Raw genomic sequence first — 6,729 nt, 5'->3', positions numbered from 1 at the left:
TTCTCCTGTCCTACCGCCCCCCATTTGTTTTTCACCTATATGGATGATTCCATTTAAGAAAGTACCATTGGTTAGCACAACGCTTTTACTTTGTATTTCGAGGCCTATTCCTGTCCTGACACCACAAACGATATTGTTTTTCACAATTAAGCCACTGATCATTTCTTGCCAAAAATCCACATTGGGAGTATGTTCTAAAGCCATTCTCCATTCTTCTGCAAATCTCATCCTGTCATTTTGTGATCTTGGAGACCACATTGCCGGACCTTTTGACCTGTTCAGCATTCTGAATTGTATCATAGATTTGTCAGAAATAATTCCGGAAATTCCTCCTAACGCATCAATTTCCCTTACAATCTGTCCCTTTGCTACTCCACCCATTGCAGGGTTACATGACATTTGGGCAATCGTATTCATGTTCATTGTACACAGAAGTACTTTTGAACCCATCTTTGCGGCAGCATGTGCAGCTTCGCAGCCCGCATGACCCGCCCCTACCACGATCACATCGTATATTGGAAACATATTAATTTTAATGTTTGTGTTTCACGTGAAACATCTATTTTTTTAAGTTAGTGTACTACCTGTTCCACGTGAAACAATTTATTAATGAAAGAGTGAAATTGACTTGTCTTCCAATTTACTCATCTGTTTTTTGTCTTCTTTGCTCTTGTCTTTGTAACCCATCAAATGCAATAACCCATGGCTCATCACTCTGAGAATTTCTGTTTCTGTTTGATTTTTTGTTTTTTCAGCATTTTCTTTAATTCTTTCAATACTGATGAAGATGTCACCTTCGATGAAATTTTTTTCCTCAGAATTATCAAATGTAATAATGTCTGTATATGTATTGTGATTGAGATAATCAAAATTGATTTTATATAGGTATTCATCTGAACAGAAAATGTAATTGAGATCTGTTATTATAAAACCTTCATTTTCTGCAATGGTTTTGAGCCATTTTTTATGTTTATTTTTTTCTTTAAGAGAAAACTTGATGTCTTCTTCAAAAAATTGAATTGCCATTTACATGTAAAAGGTTAAAATGGTTTTTCTTCCCATATCTTCAAATTTTACTTCATCCGACAAATGTTTCATAATGAATATTCCCCTTCCTCCTGTTTTCTCCAGATTATCGGGAGAGGTTGGATCTTCTAAATGTTCATAATCAAATCCTGTTCCCTCGTCTTTAATGACAAACTGGACCTGATTTTCGTCCAAATGTAATTCAAGATCTACTTTTTTAGAACCATCCAAGCCATTGCCATGTACAATAGCGTTGGTGACGCATTCTGTTACAGAAATCATGATGTTTCCATAAATATCTTCATTAATAGAGAATTTGTCTCTTGCATTGTCAATGAAGCTTTCTATAATTTTTATATTCTCTATAAGAGAAGGTATTGAAATTTTTATAGATTTCATGAATCTTTTGTGGCTATTTTGTTTAATACTTATATTCTTCAATTATCAATCTCCATTAAAATTGGACAGTGATCTGAATGGTATGCTTCCGGTAAAATCACTGACCTTTTAATCCGGTCTTTCATGGGCAAGGTAGTCATATGATAGTCAATTCTCCAACCTAGGTTCTTGCCCCTTGATCCTGCCCTATAACTCCACCAGGTATAATTATGCGGCTCCTGATTGAATAACCTAAAGGTATCCTCAAATCCTGATGTGGTAAACTTATCCATCCAAGCCCTTTCGTCTGGAAGAAATCCCGATGAGTTTTTGTTTGAGATAGGATTATGTATGTCTATTGGTTTATGGCAAATATTATAATCTCCACTCAGAATCAAATTAGGAAATTTTTGTATCAAATCCTGAGAATATCCATATATATCGTCCAAGAATTGATATTTGAAGTCTTGTCTGATGTCGCCTGTAGTGCCGGAGGGGAAATATGCCGATACAAATGAAAATGAATCAAAGTCCGCTCTCAGTATTCGGCCCTCATTATCGTAATCAGATAAACCTATTCCATATTCTACATGCCTTGGTTTTATTTTGCTCAGAATGGCCACACCACTGTAGCCTTTCTTTACAGCTGGATACCAATAAATATGATAGCCAAGATCCTCAAATATTGCACACTCGATTTGGTTTTGCTCAGCTTTGACTTCCTGCAATCCTATGATATCCGGATCCGTGGCAGTCATCCAATCCAAAAACCCTTTGTTTAACGCAGCTCTGATTCCATTAACATTATAGGATACGATTTTCATTGATCTTAGATGCTTCTTTAATTTGGGTGATACGGTTTATTTGATGTCAATTTGGAATTCCTGCTCGAAATATTCCAAAACCTGGATTTTCAAGAGTTTCTCCTGTTCCAATATATCAAAATGTGGTAGTTTTTTTATCAATTTCCAATGTGGCCATCCATCTTGGTCAACATAATCCAATTCATAGAATCCGGCCAGACTTAAAACCTTACAAATCGCAATATGCATGAGATCCTGCTTTTGTTCTTTTGAAAAGTTTTTATTTCCCTGACCTAGTTCCTGTACACCGATAAGAAACAAAACCCCATTGAGGTCAGAAGGTTTTTTGCCTAAAAGCTCATGAATTCCCAGGAGAAGTTTGCCCCATCGTTTTTCCAGGTCAAGATCTTTTTTAAACATTTGTGTCTTGTTCGGCTTCCAATAATTCCCAATATTCTACTGCCCTTCTAAGATGGGGTATCACAATAGATCCACCTATTATCGTTGCAATAGAAAATACCTCAAAAATTTCTTCTTTGCTCAATCCGGCTTCAAAAGATTTACCCAAATGATATTTGATGCAGTCGTCACATCGCAAAACCATTGAACAGGCCAGTCCAATCATTTCTTTTGTTTTGACATCCACAGCACCATCTGCATAGGTGTTGGTATCCAAATTAAAGAAACGTTTGATGACCTTGTTGTCAGCGGCCATGATCTTTTCGTTCATTTGGCTCCTATAGCTATTGAATTCTTCTATTAAATTCATTAAATTTTATGGAGGTTTTAGTTAACCTGCAAATATAACAGGTATTTATTCCCAATCAGTTCTAACAAGCCATTTTGAAAATGCGTTTCCCGATTTTTGAAGATTTTTTGGCATTGGTTTTCCCTAAGACCTGTTGCCTCTGCAAAAGATGTCTATTTGACTTTGAAAATCAGCTGTGTAAAATATGTATTGCCAACTTACCTATTACCAATTATCACCTTCGCCCGCAGAATAATGAGCTTGTCACAAAAATTATGGGTTTGACACATCCAAATCTTGTGATGTCATTTTTGCGGTTTACCAAAAAAGGAGTCAGTCAAAGCCTGCTCCATCAGTTGAAATATAAAAATAGACCTGAGGTTGGTGTCGAATTGGGAAGAATCTATGGATCAATATTGCTATCAAATAATTTTCAGGAAAATTGGGATCAGATTACGCCTGTACCCTTGCATCCTTTAAAACAAAAGAGAAGAGGGTATAACCAAAGCGAGCAATTTGCCAATGGACTTTCTGAAACACTTGAAATCCCGGTTATTTCTTCCCTGGTAAGAGTTCAGTTCACCGAAACCCAAACCAAAAAATCCCGGATTGAGCGAATTGAAAATGTATCACAGGTTTTTGGAATCAGGAAAGAGAGTCAATTGGAAGGAAAGAGGATTCTTTTGGTGGATGATGTGATGACAACAGGTGCAACTTTGGTATCCTGCGCCAATATGCTATATGATCAAAAAGCCATTACAGTTGATTTAGCGGTGATTGCTGCAGGAAAAATGTGATTATAATTTCCATCAAATTTTTTGTGTCAAATTTAAATGTCCACTATTTATTGGACAATGGTCCTTTCATTTTTTTTACCGCTGATGTAAACAGGTTTTCATATACGTTTAATTTTTTTCTATTTAAGTTTTTAACAATCAGCTCTATGAAAAATATAGAAATTAATGACAGAAGAGACTTTCTAAAGAAATCCGGAGTGATTGCTGCTGCGGTAAGCCTTGGGGTAACATCGAGTTTAACCGCTGCAGACAATAAAATCAAAAATAAACTGCCTAAATGGAGAGGTTTCAATGTACTTGATTTTTTCAATCCTGATCCGGACAAGGGAAGAAAAAACCCTGAAAAATATTTTCAATGGATGGCTGATTGGGGTTTTGATTTTGTTAGGGTACCCATGTCATATCCTTCTTATCTAAAATTTGATAGGTCTAAGCCTATACTGCCCGAAGAAGTGCTGAATTTTGATGAAAATAGACTACAGGAAATAGACAAATTGGTGGACATGGCACATAAGTATGGACTTCATGTCAGCTTGAATTTGCACAGGGCACCTGGCTTTTGTATCAATGCGGGGTTCATTGAACCATATAATTTATGGAAAGACCAGGAAGCATTGGATGCTTTTTGTGCGCATTGGGAAATGTGGTCAAAGCGTTACAAAAATGTATCTCCAAAAAAATTGAGCTTTGATTTGGTAAATGAACCCTTTATGAGGGCAGATCCCAATGATCAGCATTCTCCGGGAGGTCCTGTTCCTGTCGAAGATTACTATAGGGTGGCAAAGGCTGCCGTGGAAACCATCAAATCTGTGAAAAAGAGACGCCTTGTCATTGCTGATGGCAATAGTGGTGGAGGAGTTGCTGTGCCGGAATTGGCTGATCTTGACCTTCATCAAAGTTGCCGTGGTTATTTTCCACATTTGATCTCCCACTTCAAGGCTTCTTGGTCTTATAAAGATGTGGATAGCCTTCCTACTCCTTCCTGGCCGGGAGAAATCAATGGCGTAATGCACAACAAACAAACCTTGGAAAAATACTACGAACCTTGGGTGGATTTACTCAGAAAAGGAGTAGGCGTTCATTGTGGGGAATGTGGCGCCTATAATAAAACACCTCATGATGTTTTCTTGGCGTGGTTTGAGGATGTGCTTGATATCCTTGATGAGAATGGAATCGGTTTTGGGATCTGGGAATTTTCAGGAAATTTCGGAATCCTGAATTCAGGACGGGAGGATGTGGATTATGAAAACTGGTATGGCGAAAAACTGGACCGGAAGTTCCTCAATCTATTGATGAAGTACGCATAAATTTACCAGCTTCCTCCTGCGCCACCACCCCCGAAAGATCCACCTCCAAAACCACCAAATCCGCCGCCTCCGCCAAATCCACCCCTACCGGAAGAAAAACTCCCAAATTTTCCTCTACTGCCTCCTTTAAGCATATTGGCAAGCATAATGGTGGTGAATAAATCTATTCCGCCTCCTTTACCTCCCATATGATTATTATTATCCTTTCTATTTCTTATAAGCGGAAGGATGAAAAATAAAAAGATGATGATCAAAAAGAATATCAGTGCACCACCATGTTCCCCAGAGGAAGTCATTTTTTCAGCTTCATATTCGCCTGAAGCCAATTTAAAGATCATATCGGTTGCTTTGTCCAAGCCAGTATAGTAGGACTCCATTCTAAAATTGGGGACGATCAATTGGTCCACAATTCTTTTGGCCAAAGCATCAGGAATTGATCCTTCCATTCCATAGCCTGTGGCTATGAACACTTTTCGATCATTCATTGCCGCTAGAATCAATATGCCATTATCAAGGTCTTTTTGCCCTATTCCCCATTTATCTCCTAATTGAAAAGCATAATCGCTGATGTCATAAGGCCCTAATGAGCGGACCATGACAATAGTTACCTGAGTTGAGGTACTGTCATTATAGGCTACCAATTTGCGCTCCAACTTCAGAACTTCCTCAGATGAAAGCGTATTGGAAAAATCGTTGACAAGCTTTGGCGGGCTTGGAGGAGAAGGAAAGTCTCCCTGACCAAAAAGTGGAAGAACCAGTAATTGAAGAAAAAGGAAAGTAATTAGTAATAGTGATTTATTGACCATTGTGATTTTATCCAAAAGAGATTTCATCGGGGAGTTCATTGACATCACCTTTTTGTTCGAATGGAAAATGGGCTTTTAACTGCAATCCACACATTTCTATCCCTATCCTCAAACCTTCTGTGAATCGTCTTTTTTTGAATTCACCAAGCATTATATCCTTGATATTTTCCCAAAAATCCGAAGGAACCACATGATTGATGCCCCCGTCTCCAAGGATGGCAAACCTGTGGTCTTCGACTGCCAAATAGAACAATACGGCATTTCTATACTTTGTTTGGTGCATCTTAAGGGTTTCAAAAACCTCTGCTGCACGATCCATTACATCCTCAGAGCAATGATTTTCAATATGTACCTGTATTTCTCCTGATGTTTCCCGTTCAGCTGCTTGTATAGCAGCAATGATGATATTCCGGTCTTCCTGAGAAAATAATTTTTCAGCCATAATTGTTAAAATTGAACCGATGGAGCAGTTTCTGCACCTTGGATTGCTTCAAAATATCCCTTTCTTTCAAAGCCATACCATCCTGCAAAGATATTGTTGGGGAATGTCCTTAAATTGGAATTATAAGATTGTACTGATTGGTTAAAATTTCTTCTTGCTACAGCAATACGGTTTTCTGTACCTTCCAGTTGAGCTTGAAGTTCCAAAAAGTTTTGGTTGGCTTTCAGGTCAGGGTATCTTTCTACAGTTACCAATAGACGGCTTAGCGCTCCGCTCAGCTGATCTTGGGCCTGTTGGAATTGAGCAATATTTTCAGGTGTTAGGTTATCTGCATTAAGATTGATGGATGTTGCTTTGGCCCGGGCTTCAATTACGCCAGTTAAGGTTTCCTGCTCAAAATCCGCATATCCCTTTACTGTATT

The 6,729-nt window shown here is 38.1% G+C and carries 11 protein-coding genes; 2 read left to right on the top strand and 9 right to left on the bottom strand.

Annotated features, from left to right (window positions below):
* From ACEW8O_RS20975 to ACEW8O_RS20950, 6 genes are all read right to left on the bottom strand, one after another.
* A partial coding sequence (locus ACEW8O_RS20975) for an FAD-dependent oxidoreductase (protein ID WP_373496582.1) occupies positions 1–525 on the bottom strand: 525 nt, incomplete at its 3' end.
* 81 nt (positions 526–606) lie between these two features.
* Positions 607–1,026, bottom strand: a complete 420-nt coding sequence (ybeY, locus tag ACEW8O_RS20970; protein ID WP_373496581.1) for an rRNA maturation RNase YbeY — start codon at positions 1,024–1,026, stop codon at positions 607–609.
* On the bottom strand, positions 1,027–1,425 hold the full coding sequence (locus ACEW8O_RS20965) for an ATP-binding protein (protein WP_373496580.1): 399 nt from the start codon (positions 1,423–1,425) through the stop codon (positions 1,027–1,029).
* Positions 1,426–1,463: 38 nt separating this feature from the next.
* The gene (locus ACEW8O_RS20960) at positions 1,464–2,228 is read right to left on the bottom strand and encodes an exodeoxyribonuclease III (protein WP_373496579.1); all 765 of its coding nucleotides are present in this window, start codon (positions 2,226–2,228) and stop codon (positions 1,464–1,466) included.
* Between the two features lie 36 nt (positions 2,229–2,264).
* A complete protein-coding gene (locus ACEW8O_RS20955) occupies positions 2,265–2,627 on the bottom strand; it encodes a hypothetical protein (protein WP_373496578.1) in 363 nt (120 codons plus the stop codon).
* On the bottom strand, positions 2,620–2,976 hold the full coding sequence (locus tag ACEW8O_RS20950; protein ID WP_373496577.1) for a carboxymuconolactone decarboxylase family protein: 357 nt from the start codon (positions 2,974–2,976) through the stop codon (positions 2,620–2,622). Before ACEW8O_RS20950 ends, ACEW8O_RS20955 begins: the two co-directional genes overlap by 8 nt.
* Positions 2,977–3,230: 254 nt before the next feature.
* Between ACEW8O_RS20950 and ACEW8O_RS20945 the strand changes: the two genes are divergently transcribed.
* Positions 3,231–3,752: a ComF family protein gene (locus ACEW8O_RS20945; RefSeq protein WP_373496576.1), complete on the top strand. Its 522-nt coding sequence runs from the start codon at positions 3,231–3,233 to the stop codon at positions 3,750–3,752.
* Positions 3,753–3,898: 146 nt separating this feature from the next.
* The gene (locus tag ACEW8O_RS20940) at positions 3,899–5,059 is read left to right on the top strand and encodes a cellulase family glycosylhydrolase (protein WP_373496575.1); all 1,161 of its coding nucleotides are present in this window, start codon (positions 3,899–3,901) and stop codon (positions 5,057–5,059) included.
* A gap of 2 nt (positions 5,060–5,061) precedes the next feature.
* Here ACEW8O_RS20940 and ACEW8O_RS20935 read toward each other — a convergent pair whose 3' ends face one another.
* The 3 genes from ACEW8O_RS20935 to ACEW8O_RS20925 form a co-directional block, all read right to left on the bottom strand.
* Positions 5,062–5,892, bottom strand: a complete 831-nt coding sequence (locus tag ACEW8O_RS20935; protein ID WP_373496583.1) for a YgcG family protein — start codon at positions 5,890–5,892, stop codon at positions 5,062–5,064.
* A complete protein-coding gene (locus ACEW8O_RS20930; protein ID WP_373496574.1) occupies positions 5,873–6,307 on the bottom strand; it encodes a TPM domain-containing protein in 435 nt (144 codons plus the stop codon). The genes ACEW8O_RS20935 and ACEW8O_RS20930 overlap by 20 nt, the downstream gene beginning before the upstream one ends.
* Before the next feature lie 5 nt (positions 6,308–6,312).
* Positions 6,313–6,729: LemA family protein (locus tag ACEW8O_RS20925; protein ID WP_373496573.1), on the bottom strand; the 417-nt coding region annotated here is incomplete at its 5' end.

Source organism: Aquiflexum sp. (assembly GCF_041749095.1).
Lineage (GTDB): Bacteria > Bacteroidota > Bacteroidia > Cytophagales > Cyclobacteriaceae > Aquiflexum.
The sequence above is the reverse complement of the archived record's forward strand: the minus strand, read 5'-3'. Positions and strand labels throughout refer to the sequence as shown.

What these genes read in the sequence shown, in the direction of transcription:
- ybeY (WP_373496581.1), bottom strand. Translation starts at nt 1,026, where the DNA reads ATGGCAATTCAATTTTTTGAAGAAGACATCAAGTTTTCTCTTAAAGAA.
- ACEW8O_RS20965 (WP_373496580.1), bottom strand. Translation starts at nt 1,425, where the DNA reads ATGAAATCTATAAAAATTTCAATACCTTCTCTTATAGAGAATATAAAA.
- ACEW8O_RS20960 (WP_373496579.1), bottom strand. Translation starts at nt 2,228, where the DNA reads ATGAAAATCGTATCCTATAATGTTAATGGAATCAGAGCTGCGTTAAAC.
- ACEW8O_RS20955 (WP_373496578.1), bottom strand. Translation starts at nt 2,627, where the DNA reads ATGTTTAAAAAAGATCTTGACCTGGAAAAACGATGGGGCAAACTTCTC.
- ACEW8O_RS20950 (WP_373496577.1), bottom strand. Translation starts at nt 2,976, where the DNA reads ATGAATTTAATAGAAGAATTCAATAGCTATAGGAGCCAAATGAACGAA.
- ACEW8O_RS20945 (WP_373496576.1), top strand. Translation starts at nt 3,231, where the DNA reads ATGGGTTTGACACATCCAAATCTTGTGATGTCATTTTTGCGGTTTACC.
- ACEW8O_RS20940 (WP_373496575.1), top strand. Translation starts at nt 3,899, where the DNA reads ATGAAAAATATAGAAATTAATGACAGAAGAGACTTTCTAAAGAAATCC.
- ACEW8O_RS20935 (WP_373496583.1), bottom strand. Translation starts at nt 5,892, where the DNA reads ATGAAATCTCTTTTGGATAAAATCACAATGGTCAATAAATCACTATTA.
- ACEW8O_RS20930 (WP_373496574.1), bottom strand. Translation starts at nt 6,307, where the DNA reads ATGGCTGAAAAATTATTTTCTCAGGAAGACCGGAATATCATCATTGCT.